The organism is Desulfobotulus alkaliphilus (genome assembly GCF_007830435.1).
Lineage (GTDB): Bacteria > Desulfobacterota > Desulfobacteria > Desulfobacterales > ASO4-4 > Desulfobotulus > Desulfobotulus alkaliphilus.
Genome location: NZ_VLLC01000005.1, coordinates 26,191 through 41,725, shown reverse-complemented (window position 1 = coordinate 41,725; position 15,535 = coordinate 26,191). Strand labels below are relative to the sequence as shown.

General features: G+C 49.2%; 14 protein-coding genes. 10 read left to right on the top strand and 4 right to left on the bottom strand.

Features of this window, described 5'->3' with window-relative positions; genetic code table 11:
- The first annotated feature begins 28 nt into the window (after window positions 1-28).
- The 6 genes from dxs to LZ24_RS04525 all read left to right on the top strand — a co-directional run bounded on the left by dxs (window position 29) and on the right by LZ24_RS04525 (window position 7,231).
- The gene (gene dxs, locus LZ24_RS04550) at window positions 29-1,909 is read left to right on the top strand and encodes a 1-deoxy-D-xylulose-5-phosphate synthase (RefSeq protein WP_144682810.1); all 1,881 of its coding nucleotides are present in this window, start codon (window positions 29-31) and stop codon (window positions 1,907-1,909) included.
- Window positions 1,909-2,766 carry a TlyA family RNA methyltransferase gene (locus LZ24_RS04545; RefSeq protein WP_144682808.1) on the top strand — a complete coding sequence of 286 codons (858 nt, stop codon included), beginning with the start codon at window positions 1,909-1,911 and terminating at the stop codon, window positions 2,764-2,766. Before dxs ends, LZ24_RS04545 begins: the two co-directional genes overlap by 1 nt.
- A 36-nt stretch (window positions 2,767-2,802) precedes the next feature.
- On the top strand, window positions 2,803-4,872 hold the full coding sequence (fusA, locus tag LZ24_RS04540) for an elongation factor G (RefSeq protein WP_144682806.1): 2,070 nt from the start codon (window positions 2,803-2,805) through the stop codon (window positions 4,870-4,872).
- A 263-nt stretch (window positions 4,873-5,135) separates the two neighbouring features.
- Window positions 5,136-6,437, top strand: coding sequence for a pyridoxal phosphate-dependent aminotransferase (locus LZ24_RS04535; RefSeq protein WP_144682804.1), 1,302 nt, complete (start codon window positions 5,136-5,138; stop codon window positions 6,435-6,437).
- Window positions 6,438-6,488: 51 nt separating this feature from the next.
- Window positions 6,489-6,767 (top strand): hypothetical protein, encoded by a 279-nt coding sequence (locus LZ24_RS04530; RefSeq protein ID WP_144682803.1) that lies wholly within the window; start codon window positions 6,489-6,491, stop codon window positions 6,765-6,767.
- Window positions 6,764-7,231, top strand: coding sequence for a regulatory protein RecX (locus LZ24_RS04525; protein ID WP_144682801.1), 468 nt, complete (start codon window positions 6,764-6,766; stop codon window positions 7,229-7,231). The genes LZ24_RS04530 and LZ24_RS04525 overlap by 4 nt, the downstream gene beginning before the upstream one ends.
- Here LZ24_RS04525 and LZ24_RS04520 read toward each other — a convergent pair.
- Window positions 7,212-8,480, bottom strand: a complete 1,269-nt coding sequence (locus tag LZ24_RS04520; RefSeq protein WP_246118516.1) for a valine--pyruvate transaminase — start codon at window positions 8,478-8,480, stop codon at window positions 7,212-7,214. The genes LZ24_RS04525 and LZ24_RS04520 overlap by 20 nt on opposite strands.
- 201 nt (window positions 8,481-8,681) lie before the next feature.
- Entirely contained in the window at window positions 8,682-8,996 is a 315-nt protein-coding gene (locus LZ24_RS04515; protein WP_144682799.1) for a DUF4389 domain-containing protein, read from the bottom strand.
- A 292-nt stretch (window positions 8,997-9,288) separates the two neighbouring features.
- Here LZ24_RS04515 and lpdA point away from each other — a divergent pair, with 292 nt between their 5' ends.
- Window positions 9,289-10,713: a dihydrolipoyl dehydrogenase gene (lpdA, locus tag LZ24_RS04510; protein WP_144682797.1), complete on the top strand. Its 1,425-nt coding sequence runs from the start codon at window positions 9,289-9,291 to the stop codon at window positions 10,711-10,713.
- 3 nt (window positions 10,714-10,716) lie between these two features.
- Here the strand turns inward: lpdA and LZ24_RS04505 are convergent, their stop codons facing one another.
- The gene (locus tag LZ24_RS04505; RefSeq protein ID WP_144682795.1) at window positions 10,717-11,460 is read right to left on the bottom strand and encodes a response regulator transcription factor; all 744 of its coding nucleotides are present in this window, start codon (window positions 11,458-11,460) and stop codon (window positions 10,717-10,719) included.
- Window positions 11,450-12,412, bottom strand: coding sequence for a sensor histidine kinase (locus LZ24_RS04500; RefSeq protein ID WP_144682793.1), 963 nt, complete (start codon window positions 12,410-12,412; stop codon window positions 11,450-11,452). Before LZ24_RS04500 ends, LZ24_RS04505 begins: the two co-directional genes overlap by 11 nt.
- Before the next feature lie 122 nt (window positions 12,413-12,534).
- Between LZ24_RS04500 and hypB the strand changes: the two genes are divergently transcribed.
- From hypB to LZ24_RS04485, 3 genes are read left to right on the top strand one after another with little or no spacing between them, the layout of a single operon-like run.
- Complete coding sequence (gene hypB, locus LZ24_RS04495) at window positions 12,535-13,203, top strand: hydrogenase nickel incorporation protein HypB (protein WP_144682791.1); 669 nt, start codon at window positions 12,535-12,537, stop codon at window positions 13,201-13,203.
- Window positions 13,204-13,261: 58 nt separating this feature from the next.
- On the top strand, window positions 13,262-14,161 hold the full coding sequence (locus LZ24_RS04490) for an energy-coupling factor ABC transporter permease (protein WP_144682789.1): 900 nt from the start codon (window positions 13,262-13,264) through the stop codon (window positions 14,159-14,161).
- 3 nt (window positions 14,162-14,164) lie between these two features.
- A complete protein-coding gene (locus tag LZ24_RS04485; RefSeq protein WP_144682787.1) occupies window positions 14,165-15,295 on the top strand; it encodes a 4Fe-4S binding protein in 1,131 nt (376 codons plus the stop codon).
- Window positions 15,296-15,535 lie beyond the last annotated feature (240 nt).

Sequence of the window (15,535 nt, the reverse complement as noted above, 5' to 3'; positions counted from 1 at the left end):
CTTTTGTTTTGATAAAGGAGTTCCTGCCTTGTCTTTACTGGATACCATCCATTCTCCGGCGGATCTGAAAAAAATGGACAGGTCTGATCTTCCAAGGCTTGCCAGTGAGATCCGTGCAAGAATCATTGACGTCACCTCCCGCAATGGCGGGCATCTGGCCTCAAGTCTCGGCGCTGTGGAACTGACCCTTGCCATTCACTATGTATTTGATACACCTCAGGATAAACTCATATGGGATGTGGGCCATCAGTCCTATGCCCACAAACTCATCACCGGCCGCAGTCAGGCCTTTGATACCCTGAGAAAACCCGGTGGAATTTCAGGATTTCCCCGTATCGGTGAAAGTCCCTTTGATGCCTTCAGTACCGGCCACTCCAGCACATCCATTTCAGCGGGTCTGGGGATGGCCCACGGAAAAAAACTTGCGGGAGATCCCCATAAGGTTGTGGCGGTTATCGGGGATGGTTCCATGACCGCAGGCCTTGCCTACGAAGGGCTGAACCATGCCGGCGATTCCAGGGGCAACCTCCTTGTGATCTTAAACGACAATGACATGTCCATATCACCCAATGTGGGTGCCCTTTCATCCTTTCTCAGCCGGACCTTTTCAGCCAGATACCTGCAGGATCTGCGGGCGGAATTCGGCAGATTTCTGAAATCTCTCCCTAAAATAGGAGATGATGTCTATCAGCTGGCCAAACGTTCCGAAGAATCCTTTAAGGCCTTTGTTACTCCGGGCATGCTCTTTGAGGCCTTTAATTTTGATTATTTTGGCCCCATTAACGGCCACAGGCTCAATCATCTCATTGATATTCTGCAAAACATAAGAGAGTTGAAAGAGCCGGTACTGCTCCATGTAAGCACAAAAAAAGGGATGGGGTATCCCCCCGCGGAAAAAAATCCCACCTTCTTCCATGGTGTTCCCCCCTTTGATATCAAAACCGGGGAAAAAAAGCCTGTCTCCCCTGCCCCGCCGACCTATACGGAGATTTTTGGCAAAACCCTCTGTGATATGGCAGAAAAAAACAATAAAATTATTGCAGTTACGGCAGCCATGCCCGAAGGTACAGGCCTTTCTCCCTTTGCAGAAAAGTTTGAAGACCGTTTTTTTGACGTGGGCATTGCCGAACAGCATGCCGTCACCTTTGCAGCGGGCATGTCCACGGAAGGCTTCAGGCCAGTGGTGGCCATATACTCAACCTTCCTGCAGCGGGCCTATGACCAGCTTGTCCATGATGTATGTCTCGACGGTCACCCTGTTATTTTAGCCATTGACCGCGGAGGTTTTGTGGGCGACGATGGTCCTACCCACCATGGTCTCTTTGATCTGGCATTCTTAAGGACACTCCCCGGCATGACCATCATGGCACCAAGGGATGAGGCCCAGCTGGTGGCCATGATGAAAACCGCAGAAAACACTCCCGGACCCTCGGCCATCCGTTATCCCAGGGGGACCGGTGTCGGGGTGAATGTGGACATGGACTGCCCTGCCCTGCCCATGGGAAAAGCAGAGGTACTGCGCAAGGGCAGCGACCTTACTCTCCTGGCTTTGGGCAGGCCCGTGCATGAAGCCCTGCTGGCGGCGGAAATCCTTGCAGACAAAGGCATTGATGCCCGGGTGGTGGATGCCCGTTTTCTTAAACCTCTGGATACATCCCTGCTCCGGGAAATCGGCATGGAAGGAAAACCCGTCATTACCCTTGAAGAGGGAATTCTTGCCAGTGGTTTTGGTTCTGCGGTTCTGGAATTTTATGGGGATGAGGGAATTTTATCTCCTTTGCAGCGGCTGGGTATTCCGGATCGCTTCATGAGCCATGGTAACCCTGATGATTTAAGGAAAGCCTGTGGACTTGATGCAAAGAGCATTGCTGAAACGGCACAGCTGCTGCAAAAAAAAGTGGCCGCATAATGGCAGGCAGGATTAGAAAAAGACTGGATGCCATGATGGTGGAAAAGGGGCTGGTTCAAAGCCGGGATCGGGCCAGGGCCCTGATTCTTGCGGGAAAGGTGCAGGTCAACGGCCTGCGGGTGGATAAGGCTGGTGCCCAGATTGCAGAGGATGCCCGTATCGAGACGGAAATCCCTGATTTTCCCTATGTCAGCCGGGGGGCCCTGAAACTCAAAGCCGCCCTGGATCAGCTTTCCCTGAATCCTGAAGGGATGGTCTGCATGGATGTGGGGGCATCCACAGGCGGGTTTACGGACCTTCTCCTTCGTCAGGGTGCCAGCCGGGTTGTTGCCGTGGATGTGGGCTATGGTCAGTTGGCATGGTCCCTTCGTCAGGACAGCAGGGTTTTGGTATTGGAAAGAACCAATATCCGCCATCTGACCGAAGAAACTTTAGACATAAAGGTTGATCTTGTTACCATTGATACAAGTTTTATATCCCTGCGGCTGGTTATTCCAGCCTGCAGAAAATTTTTAAAGGAAGACGCCCGTATTCTGGCCCTTGTCAAACCGCAGTTTGAGGCAGGTAAAGAAGAGGTGGGTAAAGGAGGTGTGGTAAGAAATCCGGATATTCATGCAAAGGTTTTAAAAGACCTGGAAATTTTTTTAATCGCAGAAGGTTTTTTTGTGGGCGGAGCCATTGCCTCCCCCATACAGGGTCCCAAGGGCAACCAGGAGTTTATCCTGCCCATGTGGACCCGAGCCGAAACAAAACAAAAAGAAGAAACCCCGGAATTTACGGAGTCCCTGTCAGGTTTCAATGTCTGTGAAACCCCTGGAGCCTCCCTGCCTTCCGGTTCGCATGAGGGAGACGTTTAAACGAAAACAGCCTTTTTACTTTCAGGAGGAAATTGAATGAGCGAAAAAGCCAAATTCAAACGGAATATAGCGCTGGTCGGTCATAGCGGATCTGGAAAGACGATTCTGGCGGAGCGTCTTCTCTTCGATAACGGACTCCTGTCCCGCATGGGACGCGTGGAGGACGGTAATACCGTAATGGATTTTGAGGCGGAAGAAATTGCCCGCGGGGGCAGTGTTTCCACGGGACTCCATGCTTTTACATGGAAAAAGCATGAAATCATGCTTTTGGATACTCCGGGGAATGCGAACTTTTTTTCCGACACCCTCCTCTGTATGCAGGCTGCAGAAACTGTTTTTCTCGTTGTGGACGCTGTGGACGGCATACGGGTAAAAACCGAAGAAGCCATGGAAAGTGCTGCTGAACAGCAGAAACCCACTGTTCTTTTTATCAATAAAATGGATAAGGAACGTACGGTTTTTAATGATATTATCATTGTAGCGGAGTCCCTTTTAAACATCCGCCCCGTAAAAGTACAGCTGCCCCTGATGGAGGGCGAAGTCTGCACTGGTTTTGTGGATCTCATGACGCTGCAGGCCTATGCTTTCGGAGAAGACGGTAAATCCGTAAAAACGGATATTCCCGCAGATCTTCAGGATGAGGTGGAAATGGAGCGGATGGCTCTGGTGGAAGCCATTGCAGAAGCCGATGACTCTCTCCTTGAACGATACCTTGAAGGGGATGAGCTCAGTGGAGAAGAGCTGGCTGCAGGCCTTAAAAAGGCTGTCACAGACCGTGTCTTTGTACCGGTTCTCATGGGATCTGCCCTTACCGGTGCTGCCATGGATTATCTGATGGACTTTATTGTGCAGTCCACCCCCTGCCCTCTGGATAACCCTCCCAGAACTGCCATGAAAGGTGATGGGGAAGTTCCTGTTTCCTATGATGAAAGTGCTCCTTTTTCCGGTTTTGTATTCAAAACCGTGGTGGACCCCTTTGCGGGTCTTCTCAACATCTGCAAGGTTGTTTCGGGGACTCTGGGTAAAGACGGTGCTTTTTTAAATGTTTCCAAGGATGAAAAAGAACGTTACTCCCAGCTTTACCAGATGGCCGGAAAACAGCAGAAACCCATTACAGAAGCCCAGCCCGGAGATATAGTTGCCTTTGCCAAGCTGAAGAGTACAGGCACCTTTGATTCCTTATGTGATGAATCCCTGCCCCTTGTATTTCCACAGGTATCTCCCCTTGCACCCTGCATGGGTTTTGCTGCCTATGCGGCAAAAAAGGGTGATGAAGATAAAGTGTTTGCTTCCCTTGCAAGGCTGGCGGAAGAGGATAAGGCCATCCGTCTGGAGCGCAATGCCACCACCAGTGAAATTCTTGTGTATGGCGTGGGGCAGGTCCATATTGAAACCATTGTGGAAAAGCTCAGGCGGAAATTTAAAGTGGAAGTGGATCTTAAAACACCTAAAATTCCTTACAAGGAAACCATTACCCGAAAGGTGCGGGTGCAGGGACGCCATAAAAAGCAGACCGGCGGTCACGGGCAGTTCGGCGACTGCTGGGTTCGTTTTGAACCCCTGCCCAGGGGAGAAGGCTTCCAGTTCGGTGATGAGATTGTGGGCGGCTCCATCCCTAAACAATACATCCCGGCGGTGGAAAAAGGCCTTGTGGAGGCCAGCGCCAAAGGTGTTCTGGCGGGCTTTCCCTGTGTGGACTTCAAGGCCATCGCCGACGATGGTTCCTTCCATGCCGTGGATTCATCGGAAATGGCCTTTAAGATTGCCGCATCCCTTGCCTATAAAAAAGGCATGGAAGAAGCAAAGCCCGTCCTTCTTGAACCCATCTACAATGTTTTTGTCAAGGCTCCCAGTGATTACATGGGAGATATCATGGGAGACCTCAACTCCCGCAGGGGACGGGTCATGGGTATGGATACCGAAGGAAAAACCGGCACCATCAATGCTCAGGTTCCTTTGGCCGAAATTCAGAAGTACGCACCGGACCTCACTTCCATGACCGGTGGCCGGGGAACCTTCACCTCAGAATTTTCACATTATGAAGAAGTTCCCGGAGAAATTGCCCAGAAAATCATTGATGCCGCACGGCAGGAAGCAGCGGCATAATATTCTTTAAACCGGCTTGCGCCTGTTTCTTTTTAAAGGGAGTTTTCTTAAAAAAGATACGGCGCAAGCCTTTTTCTTTACAATATTCTGCTGCTCTGTTACGAAGCTCATTCAATTAACTGCCTTTTTTACTCTGGCACGCGATGATGTTCTGACCGGAGGATGGGGATATATCCATAACGGATTTCGGCTGATCCCGCGGGGGGCTGGGTTGCAGATCCGTTTACAATCATTTCAGGATACAGGTTTCGAAGGAAGGAAGTATGCGTAGAGATATCGTTCATGTGGGCTCGGGGAAACTCACCTATGAAATCCGGGAAATTGTGGCCGTAGCCCATGAGCTTCGGCAGATGGGTGTTGAAATCACTTGGGAAAATATCGGAGATCCCATTCAGAAGGGGGAAAAAGTTCCCCAGTGGATCAAGGATATTGTCCATGATCTGACAAAGGATGATGTCACCTACGGATACGTGGCAACACCCGGAGTCGAGGAGACCCGTGAATTTCTTGCAGCACAGGTGAATGCACGGGGTGGATACCAGATTTGTGCCAAAGATATTCTGTTCTTTAATGGCCTTGGGGATGCGGTTGCCAAGATTTTTGGTTTTCTCAAAAGGGAAGCCCGTGTTATCGGACCCTCCCCTGCCTATTCAACCCACTCTTCGGCGGAAGCCGCCCACTCCGGATATGAACACCTCACCTATGAACTGGACCCTTCCAATGGCTGGATGCCGGATCTGGTGGATCTTGAAAACAAAGTGAAATACAATGACTCCATTGCGGGCATTCTGCTGATCAATCCGGACAATCCCACGGGCGCTGTCTATCCCAGAGAAATTCTTGAAAAAATAGTAGATATTGCATACCGGTATGACCTTTTTGTCATATGCGATGAAATTTATGCCCACATTGTGTACAATGGCTCAGAAACCTGCCATCTCAGCGAGGTTATCCGGGATGTTCCGGGGATGGCTCTCAGGGGTATTTCCAAGGAATATCCATGGCCGGGCAGCCGGTGCGGCTGGATAGAAGTATTTAATCAGGACCGCTTTCCCATGTTTGCAACCTATATCAAAACCATTCGGGATGCAAAAATGCTGGAAGTCTGCTCCACCAGTCTGCCCCAGTTTTCCATTCCCCTTGTCATGGGAGATCCCCGGTATAAGGACCATCTGGCAACACGGGCAAAAACCTTTGAGATGCGTGCCAACGAGGCCTATGATGCTTTAAAGGATGTCAAAGGTATTTCCCTTGTTCCGGCCCATGGTGCATTCTACATGACCGTTCTTTTCGATGAAGGTGTACTGAATGCAGGCCAGACCCTCCCCATAGAAAACCCTGAAGTCAAAGCCTATGTGGAAGAAAAGGTAAAAAATGTGGAGGTGGACAAGCGTTTTGTCTATTATCTGCTGGGGGCCACGGGAATCTGCGTGGTGCCTCTGACGGGTTTTTGTTGTAAAAAACAGGGATTCCGTTTTACACTCCTTGAAACAGATGATGTAAAACGTCCCTGGATCTGGAAAACCCTGAGGGAAAGTATCGAACACTATATTGCTTCTGCATGATCAGAGAGATGGGGTCCTGTGTTTTCAGGGCTCCGCCCAAAGGAGGTTTCCATGCTTCACCCACTCATTGCCCAGTGTTTGCATGCATCCATCCGTCAACAGAAAAAAGTGTATGGCCGCTATATTGACTCCCTTGTCATGATGCAGGCAGAGATGGAAAAAAATCTTGCCCTGATTTATACGGATTTTAACACCATCCCTGTGGAAGTAAGAGATATGATTCAGGATCTGGGCCTTCGTATGAATGCCTGCCGCAGTGCTGGCAAAAAGCTTATCAATGCCCAGTTTGATTATTATATGCAGCTATTTGAAGATAATAAAAAGTTGTGAGTGAAGATTTATCCGCTTCGCAGAAAAACGCCCTTGCCATGGCTCTGGCCATGCTCAGCAGGAGAAGCCTCAGCCGTATGGAGCTGCACCGTCGCCTCTTAAAAAAGGGCGTTGGGGAAAAAGATGCAGACAGCGTCCTTACAATCTGTATGGAAAGGGGGTACATTGATGAAAATGAAAGGGCCTTTCAGATTGTTCAGTCCGCTCTCCGCTCCGGATACGGGCCTCGGCGCATCCATGCGGATCTGCGCAAAGGCGGTATTCCCGATGATCTGGGAGAAAGGATGCTGGAAGAATCCCTGAAAGAATCAGGCGAAAACATCCTTACCAGAACCGCCCTGCGTAAACTTTCCACCATACATGAAAACAATCCTCTGAAAAGAAAGGCAAAACTTTACCGTTTTCTTATTTCCAGAGGTTTTCCTTCCCCGGATATTCTGGATTTTATTCAGACCCTTGACTGAATACCTGCTTTACCTCTTCTCCAATAATGGCAATTCCCCTTTTTACCACATCTTCAGACTGGCTGTAGTTGACACGGATGCACTCCTGGCGGTGGGGCCAGTTTTCATCTTCAATGCCTGGGAAAAAGTAATGGCCCGGCACCACCAGTACCCCTTTTTCCTTAAGCCTTTCATAGAGTTTCTGACTGCTGATGGGGAGATTTGGGAACCAGAGCCATAGAAAAATAGCCCCTTCGGGTTTATGGATAAAGAAATTCGTCCCTTCCAGTGCCTTTTCAAAGAGTCCCACGGCCTCTTCTGCCCGCTTTCTGTAATAGGGCTGAATGACATTCCGGCTTAGGGAAATGATCTCGCCGCTTCTGACAAGATCCATGGTCATCATGGCCCCGAAACTGCCCGTAGCAAGGTTCATCACCGCATTCATCCGGGAAAGGGCACGGACAATTTCCTGTCTTGCAATGACAATCCCTGTCCGTGCCGCAGGCAGCCCCAGCTTGGAGAGGCTCATGCACAAAATAATATTTTCATTCCAAAAAGGGCGGGCTTGGGTAAAAATAATATCCGGAAAAGGCGTTCCATAGGCACTGTCCAGAATCAGGGGGATGTCTGCTTTTTTTGCCATGGCATCCAGACTGATCACCTCTTCATCGGTGAGTACATTGCCTGTGGGGTTGGTGGGTCTGGATACACAGATGGCTGCTGTATCATCGGAGATGTGGAGATTTTCAAAATCGATCCGGTATTTAAAAAAAGGCCTTTCAAGGAAATCGATTTTAGGTTTGAAGGAAGTGAAAAAATCAGGGACCAGCCCTGCATCCGCATAACCGATGTATTCCGGTGCCAGAGGAAGAAGAATTTTTCTTTTTTTACCGTCCGGGCATGGGCCTGCAAACATGTTGAACAGAAGAAAAAAAGCAGACTGGGAGCCATTGGTCAGGGCGATATTCTCCGGTGTGAGCTGCCATCCGAATTCCCTGTTCAAAAGATCTGCAAGGCCTTCAATGAAATTCTTTTCTCCCTGGGGAGGGTCATAAATACCGATCATCCGACGGATTTCATCATTGTCCCCATGGATTTTTTTTAAACGCCTGGCCATGGCCTCTTCCACCTCTGGGATATGGGCGGGGTTGCCGCCTCCCATCATGGCCATGTCCCCTTTACCGGCCAGTGCATTGCCCAGATCATCCATCAACTGCAGAATACCGCTTTTGGAACTGAATTTTTCACCAAAGGTGGAAAGACGCATCATACTCCCCTTTTTTTCAGACCTTTCCCCGAAACAGTATTCAGAAAGGATCGGGTCTTTTCTCATATTCATAAACTAAAAAAGACAAGACCATTTCCGCAAAAAAAAGCGGAACCGGTCTTGCCCTGTAACATTTTTTTATCACCCTAAGGACTCCGGCAGAATATCCAGTTTATGATATCAGACCGGCAGTCTCAAAAAAAATCAGTCCTTGTCAGAAAAACGTACGGACTCGGAAACGTCCACGGATTCCGGGAATTCCGTAAAAGGAAAAGGTTTTTTGTTTTCATTGAGGGAGATATACCTCAGGATGCGGTAGCTCAAAACGGCAAGACGGTCCGTCAGTGTCCGCAGGGGCTCCAGATGGTTGAGCGTAACCAGAACCCAGATATATTGTACACAGGAAAGGAAAATCTGGATGGTTTTCAAAAATTCAAAAACAATAAAAAAGAAAATGGTGTAAAGCAGACGAATGGCAATGTCTTTGCGGGATTTAAAAAAATTTTTAGCCTGATCCATATTTTTTTACTCCTTCAATCAGTTTGAATGTTTCCAGCTTCTGCCCGTATCCTTTTAGCATGTTCTTTTTAAAAAGGCAGCCTTATCTTTTACATAAAAACAGCTTTCAGTTTTTTTTCGCTTATTTTTGTTTGAAGGCAGGCAGGGATTCAGTATGATCTCTGCCTGGTAGCGGTCATCCCCCCAAGGCAGGTGTGCCGAGCTGATTTGCAAGACTAAAAAAGCGATGGATTTTCGGAGTACAATTTGATGAACCCCCGGATCAAAACGATCCTGTTTTTAAGGAGTGCAAATGTCCCTTAAAATCTCTGTCATTGGCGCAGGCCCCGGTGGTTATGTGGCTGCCATCCGTGCAGCTCAGTCGGGTGCAGAAGTTACCCTTGTGGAAAAAGAAGCCTTAGGCGGCACCTGCCTGAACTGGGGCTGCATTCCATCCAAGGTTATGGTCAGTGCAGCCACCGCCATGCGTCAGATACGCCATGCTGCCCTGTCCGGTATTCATCTGGAAACGCCCCCTGTTCTGGATATGAAGGCGCTACAGAAAAAACAGCAGACGGTCATTGCCACCCAGCAGAAAGGGATTGATGCCCTGCTCAGACACAACAGGGTGCAGCTTATTTCAGGAGATGCCCGCATTGAAGGAAAAGGCCTTCTTTCCGTCAGACATCAGGATGGAAAAAAAACATCTTTGAGCTGGGACCGCCTGATCATTGCCACAGGTACCGTGCCTGCAGGTCTTCCGAAAATTTCCACGGATGGAATACAATGCCTTTCTTCCAACGATTTTCTGCGCATGGCATCCCTGCCACCATCAGCCCTGATTATTGGAGCCGGTGTTGTGGGCTGTGAATTTGCATCCATCCTTTCAGGCCTTGGTGCAAAGGTGGATCTTGTTGAGATGGCAGACCGGATTCTTCCCCTGCCGGATCTGGATGCCTCCGCATCCAGACTGCTGGCAAGGGAATTTAAAAAACAGAAAATCGGTATCCATACATCCAGCAGCATCCTTGATCTGGAAAAAAACGCCGATGGAATTCGTGTAAATCTTAAAAAAAATTCTCCTGCAACGGAAAACCATGAAAAGATGGAATCCATCGGGGCTGCCTGCCTTGTTCTCTGTGTGGGCCGTAAACCCAACACCCTGAATCTTGGCCTTGACAGCCTGCATCTTCATCCGGATGCCCGTGGTTATCTGCCCGTCAACGATGCCATGGAAACCGCCTGTCCCGGCGTTTTTGCCATTGGAGATGTCACAGGGCCTGAAAGGATCATGCTGGCCCATGTGGCTTCGGCAGAAGCAGAGGTGGCCGTGGCAAATGCCATGGGCCAGAGGAAAACCATGGGCTATACTGCCATCCCCTCGGCTGTTTTTACGGAGCCTGAAGTGGCCTTTGTGGGATTGAGTGCCGAAAGGGCCAGGGAAAGGGGTTTTCGTGTCAAAACCACATCCGTACTGATGCGAAGCCTCGGTAAAGCCCATGCCACAGGCCAGCTTGGCGGTGAGGCTGTTTTTGTAACGGAAGAAAAAAGTGAGAAGATACTGGGGTGCCATCTGGTGGGAGCCCATGCCACAGAGCTTCTTGCCGAGGCCACCCTGGCCATCAGCAAAAACCTCACCTTAAGGGATATGGCAGGCACCATCCATGCCCATCCCACCTTCAGTGAAATATTTTATGAGATGGCATGTAAAGGCATGGGACAGGGACTTCATGGATAGGCCTTATCGGGTATCGCTGTTTTCTTCATCCTTTTTCTGTCTGCTATCCTTTTCCTGCCCAAAAGGATCAAAAAGATAGCCTACGGAGCGTATGCTTTTAAAAAATTTGGGCTTTCTGGGATTTTTTTCAAAATAACGGCGGAAACGCACAAGAAAATTATCCACGGTGCGGGTGGCAACGGGGGCTGCGTATCCAAGGGCACGGGTCAGGATGGCTTCCCTGCTGACGGGTTTTCCGGGATTTTCTGCAAAATATTTTAAAATGCGGAATTCCTGATCAGTGAGGGGGACATCCTCTCCGTCAACCACAGCCACCCTGCGCTCCCAGTCGATACGGTGGTCCCCGAAAAAAAAATCCCGGGACCCTGTTCGCTTGATACTTTTTCCTCTGAGAAGAAGCCTTTCCATGCGCAGTTCCAGCTCCTGCATGTCAAAGGGTTTTGCCATGTAATCATCACAGCCCCGCCTGAGACCTGCCTTACGGTCCTCCACCTCCCCCTTGGCTGAAAGAATCAGAATTGGCAGACTTTCGTCTGTTTTTCTTATTTTTTCAAGCACCTTGAGCCCGTCCATATCCGGAAGCATACGGTCAAGGATGACAAAATCCACAGAAGCTTCTTCCCAGATCGCAAGGCCTTCTTTTCCTGAAACCGCACAGAAAACTTCATGGCCGCCAAGATAAAGGTTCAGACGGATACCCTCAAGCAGGTGGGGATCATCTTCTATAAGCAAAATTTTATTTGACATCACAACACTCTCCCGTCCGTAGGGGCAGGCTGACAATAAAGGTACTGCCCTTTCCCGGTCCTTCGCTTTCAGCCCATATGCGTCCTTTGTGCATACGAATCACATGGTGGACAAGGTGCAGGCCAAGCCCTGTACCCGGAACGGCACCCTTGGGATTTACCCTGAAAAATCTCCTGAAAATTTTCTTTTCGTTCTTTTTATCAAGACCATGACCGTTATCACGAAAACTTAAAAAGAGCCTGTTTTTTCTTTTTTCCATATGGATCTCCATGGAAGGTGCCCCTGAATCATTGTATTTCATGGCATTTTCCATGAGATTTCCCAGAACCATGGAAAAAAGTCCCGGATCCAGCGGATAAACAATTTTTTTATCCGTTGGATGTATATGAAGGGAAAGTCCGGACAGTTGAGGGTTGGCATGGTAGATGGACAGAATTTTCTCTCCAAGATCCGTACATTCCAGAGAAAGCGGCGTCATCCCCCCTTCGATGCGGGCAAGGTTTAAGATTCTTTCAATCTGTTCAGAAAGACGTTCGGCGTCTTTTTTCATGAAAGCAAGATACTTAAGCTCCTCACTCCTTGGCAGCTCATGCCTTAAAAAGGTATCCAGATACAGCCGGATGGAAGCCACGGGTGTTTTCAGTTCATGGGTAAAGCTGCGGATAAAGCGGCGCTGCATGCGATACAGAGACATGGCCCGTCTGTAATAGAGATAAATGACACTCAGGCCCACAAGAATAAGTCCCACCAGTACGGAAAGTGTCAGGATGACACTGAAGGTTTCAGGAGCCATCACCCGGTCGAGATCAAGATTCAGGTTGCCTGCCAGATCCATCAGCCCTGCCCTCACCTCCATGAACCAGCGGATGTAAAGGAAAAAGGAAATCACCAGCGCTGTTACGGAAACAAGCATGACCAGCATGGTGTTTTGAAGGCTTCGGCGCAGTCTCAAAAATTATCCTCCGGAATAGTTTGTATGCTTCTTTTCTCGACATTGCTCTGTTATTATGTCATCTTTTTGATGTTTTACCATGAAAAACAGACAGTCATTTCCTAAAAATCAAAAGGAGGCCTATGGATCAGGTACGTATCATTGATGTAAAAGAGGATATTCTGGCGGACAACGGGGCCATGGCCGATGACCTTCGCACCCGTTTAAAAAAGCAGGGCCTTTTTCTTATCAACCTGATGGCGTCACCGGGAGCAGGAAAAACCAGTCTTCTCCTTAAAACGGCGGTCCTGCTTTCTGAAACATCAGCCATGGGTGTTCTTGAGGCAGACATTGAATCCAGTGTGGACGGAGAAAAAATGGCTGCTGCCGGTCTCCCTGTGATCCAGCTCCGCACAGGGGGCTTCTGCCATCTGGATGCTTCCATGGTGGTATCCGGTCTGGATGAAATGGATCTGGAGAAGCTGAATATTATTTTTATTGAGAATGTTGGCAACCTTGTCTGTCCCGCAGAATTTGACACAGGCGCCCATCTGAACATGATGATTGCCAGTCTTCCGGAAGGAGACGACAAACCCCTTAAGTACCCCCTGATGTTTTCCGTGTGTGATATTATCCTTGTCAATAAAACGGATATGCAGCCTTTGTGTGATTTCAGTCTGGAACGTTTTACAGACCATGTCCGCAGGGTCAATCCCCGTGCTGCCATTATTCCCGTATCCTGCAAAACCGGAGAAGGTCTTCAGAACTGGATTGCTGCTCTGGAAAATAAAATCAATGCCTTCCAGAAATAAAAAAAACCCCGGTCCGCTGCACACATAAAAACAAATCCATCCAATAAAGGATATTCCCATGCATATTCCAGATGCCATGATTTCGGGTCCTGTGTGTCCGGCTACTTCCATTCTTGCCGCAGGGCTGATCGGAATTGCCGCTTTTAAAGCCATACGAACAGATAAAAAGACAGGTCATTCGGATAAAAAAACAGAGCCTGCGGATTTTGCAGCCGTCACGGCCCTGATTTTTGTTTTTCAGATGCTGAATTTTCCCATCAGCGGTGCCACATCCGGGCATCTCATGGGCGGTGTGCTGGCCGCAGGACTTCTGGGGGTTCCTGCGGGCATACTTTCCATATCCCTGGTTCTTTTGGTTCAGGCCGTATTTTTCGGTGACGGCGGATTGACCGTTTTAGGCATGAATATCCTTTTAATGGCTGGAATGGGAGCAGGTTTTGGCGGACTTCTGCGGCTTATTCTCATCAAAGGCCGGAAAAGCCCCCTCACTGTCCATCTCTCCACAGCCTTTGCAGCATGGATATCCGTGATGGCGGCCGCCCTTCTCTGCTGCATTTTTATTGCCGCAGGAAGTGATACCCGTCTTTCCGGCATCATTGGCCCCATGCTCTCCGTACATGCCATCATTGCCCTTGGTGAGGCCCTTCTCACCCTTGTTCTGATGTCTGCTGCAAGGTATTTCCCCCGCCTGATTCTTCCCATGGCAGCTGCCCTTTTCCTTACGCCCTTTGCCTCAGGATATCCTGACGGCCTTGAGTTTGTGGCAGAAAATTTTGCGCTTCCAGAAGGCATACTGCTTTTTAACGCACCCATGCCCGACTACAGCTTTCCTGTGCTTCCGGAAAGTCTCTCGGTGATGGCTGCAGGCCTTGCCGGTATTCTGATCTGCCAGATTCTTGCCAGGGGCGGAATCATGCTTTTCAAACAAATCTCCGGATCCGAAAGCAAAGGAGAATAATGCATGGAAGACCTTTATCGTAAACTGCAGCAGCACCTGCATCAGCTTCCATGCGGATTCCCCGAAGGCCCTTCGGGAACGGATATCACCCTTCTGAAAACCATGTACACACCTGAAGAAGCAGAACTCTGTCTTCTTCTTACACCAGAAGCCCAGACCGTCCGTGACATCGCTTTAAAAAATAAGAGCGAAGAACAAAGTACTGCCACCATGCTGGATGCCATGGCAGAAAGGGGACTTCTTTTCAGGATAAAAGTTGATGATAAACCCCATTACGTGCTGATGCCCTATATTGTGGGTACCTTCGAATTTCAGCTCAACCGCCTTTCTCCCGAGTACAACAAGGCCCACAACCGCTATATGATGGATGCCATGGGGATGGAAGTTTTCGGAAGCAAAACCTCACAATTCCGGATACTTCCCGTGGAAACCGCCATCGAAGATACCCAGACCATCATGCCCCATGAAAAAATACGCCGCTATATTGAAGAGGCAAGGCTCATTGCCGTGAGTGACTGTCTTTGCAGAAAAAAAGCCCATGCTGAAAACAGGGGCTGTGACCATTCATTAAGGGTATGTCTCAGTCTGAACGAGTTTGCTGAATTTTATCTGGAATCGGGTATGCCTACGGAGATTATTTCCAAAGAAGATGCCCTGAAACTCATGGAAGACTGCGAAAAAGAAGGCCTCATCGCCCACACCCAGAATGCAAGGGAAGAGGTCTGTTATATCTGCAACTGCTGCGTCTGCTCCTGTGGTATTTTTTCCACGGTGGCACGCTTTAACCTTCACAGTCAGATTGTCCGGGCTTCATGGCAGTGCAATGTCAATCAGGAACTTTGCACCGGCTGTGGTGCCTGCATGGAGCGCTGTGCCTTTGGTGCCCTTTCCGCAGGAGAAGGGGGAAAAACAAGGGTGAGCAGGGGAAAGTGTATGGGGTGCGGTCTGTGCAAAAGTGCCTGCACATCCGGAGCCATCTGCCTTGTTCAGCGTGAGGAGGCCTTTCAGCCGGATGTGGCAGCAGACCCTCAAGACATGTATGACCGCATGCAGCAGGAAAAAAACAGACCTTTGCGTATGCTTTCCATGAAAAATCTTAAGGCCGGTATTCTTTCCCGGAAAGATGAAGCCTGAGAAACCTACGCCCTGCCTTCTGAGCTGCCTGTCAGCCTGCTCAGAAGGCAGGGCCTTTAAGAAGTCTGAGCGACCCTGACTTGAGTCACAGCCTGCTGCTCAGATTGTTGTCAGGCCCATGGTGAGAGCTTTCATACGGGCAGGCGCAAGGCCTGCCCCTACGAATTTTACGCCCCCCCGTAACTGTTCATCACAATTTTCCTTTGGTAAATCGAATACCTTTAATCAGGTGTATAGACA

Coding starts and splice junctions, on each gene's coding strand:
- LZ24_RS04545 (WP_144682808.1), top strand. CDS start 1,909: ATGGCAGGCAGGATTAGAAAAAGACTGGATGCCATGATGGTGGAAAAG.
- fusA (WP_144682806.1), top strand. CDS start 2,803: ATGAGCGAAAAAGCCAAATTCAAACGGAATATAGCGCTGGTCGGTCAT.
- LZ24_RS04535 (WP_144682804.1), top strand. CDS start 5,136: ATGCGTAGAGATATCGTTCATGTGGGCTCGGGGAAACTCACCTATGAA.
- LZ24_RS04530 (WP_144682803.1), top strand. CDS start 6,489: ATGCTTCACCCACTCATTGCCCAGTGTTTGCATGCATCCATCCGTCAA.
- LZ24_RS04520 (WP_246118516.1), bottom strand. CDS start 8,480: ATGATGCGTCTTTCCACCTTTGGTGAAAAATTCAGTTCCAAAAGCGGT.
- LZ24_RS04515 (WP_144682799.1), bottom strand. CDS start 8,996: ATGGATCAGGCTAAAAATTTTTTTAAATCCCGCAAAGACATTGCCATT.
- lpdA (WP_144682797.1), top strand. CDS start 9,289: ATGTCCCTTAAAATCTCTGTCATTGGCGCAGGCCCCGGTGGTTATGTG.
- LZ24_RS04505 (WP_144682795.1), bottom strand. CDS start 11,460: ATGTCAAATAAAATTTTGCTTATAGAAGATGATCCCCACCTGCTTGAG.
- hypB (WP_144682791.1), top strand. CDS start 12,535: ATGGATCAGGTACGTATCATTGATGTAAAAGAGGATATTCTGGCGGAC.
- LZ24_RS04490 (WP_144682789.1), top strand. CDS start 13,262: ATGCATATTCCAGATGCCATGATTTCGGGTCCTGTGTGTCCGGCTACT.
- LZ24_RS04485 (WP_144682787.1), top strand. CDS start 14,165: ATGGAAGACCTTTATCGTAAACTGCAGCAGCACCTGCATCAGCTTCCA.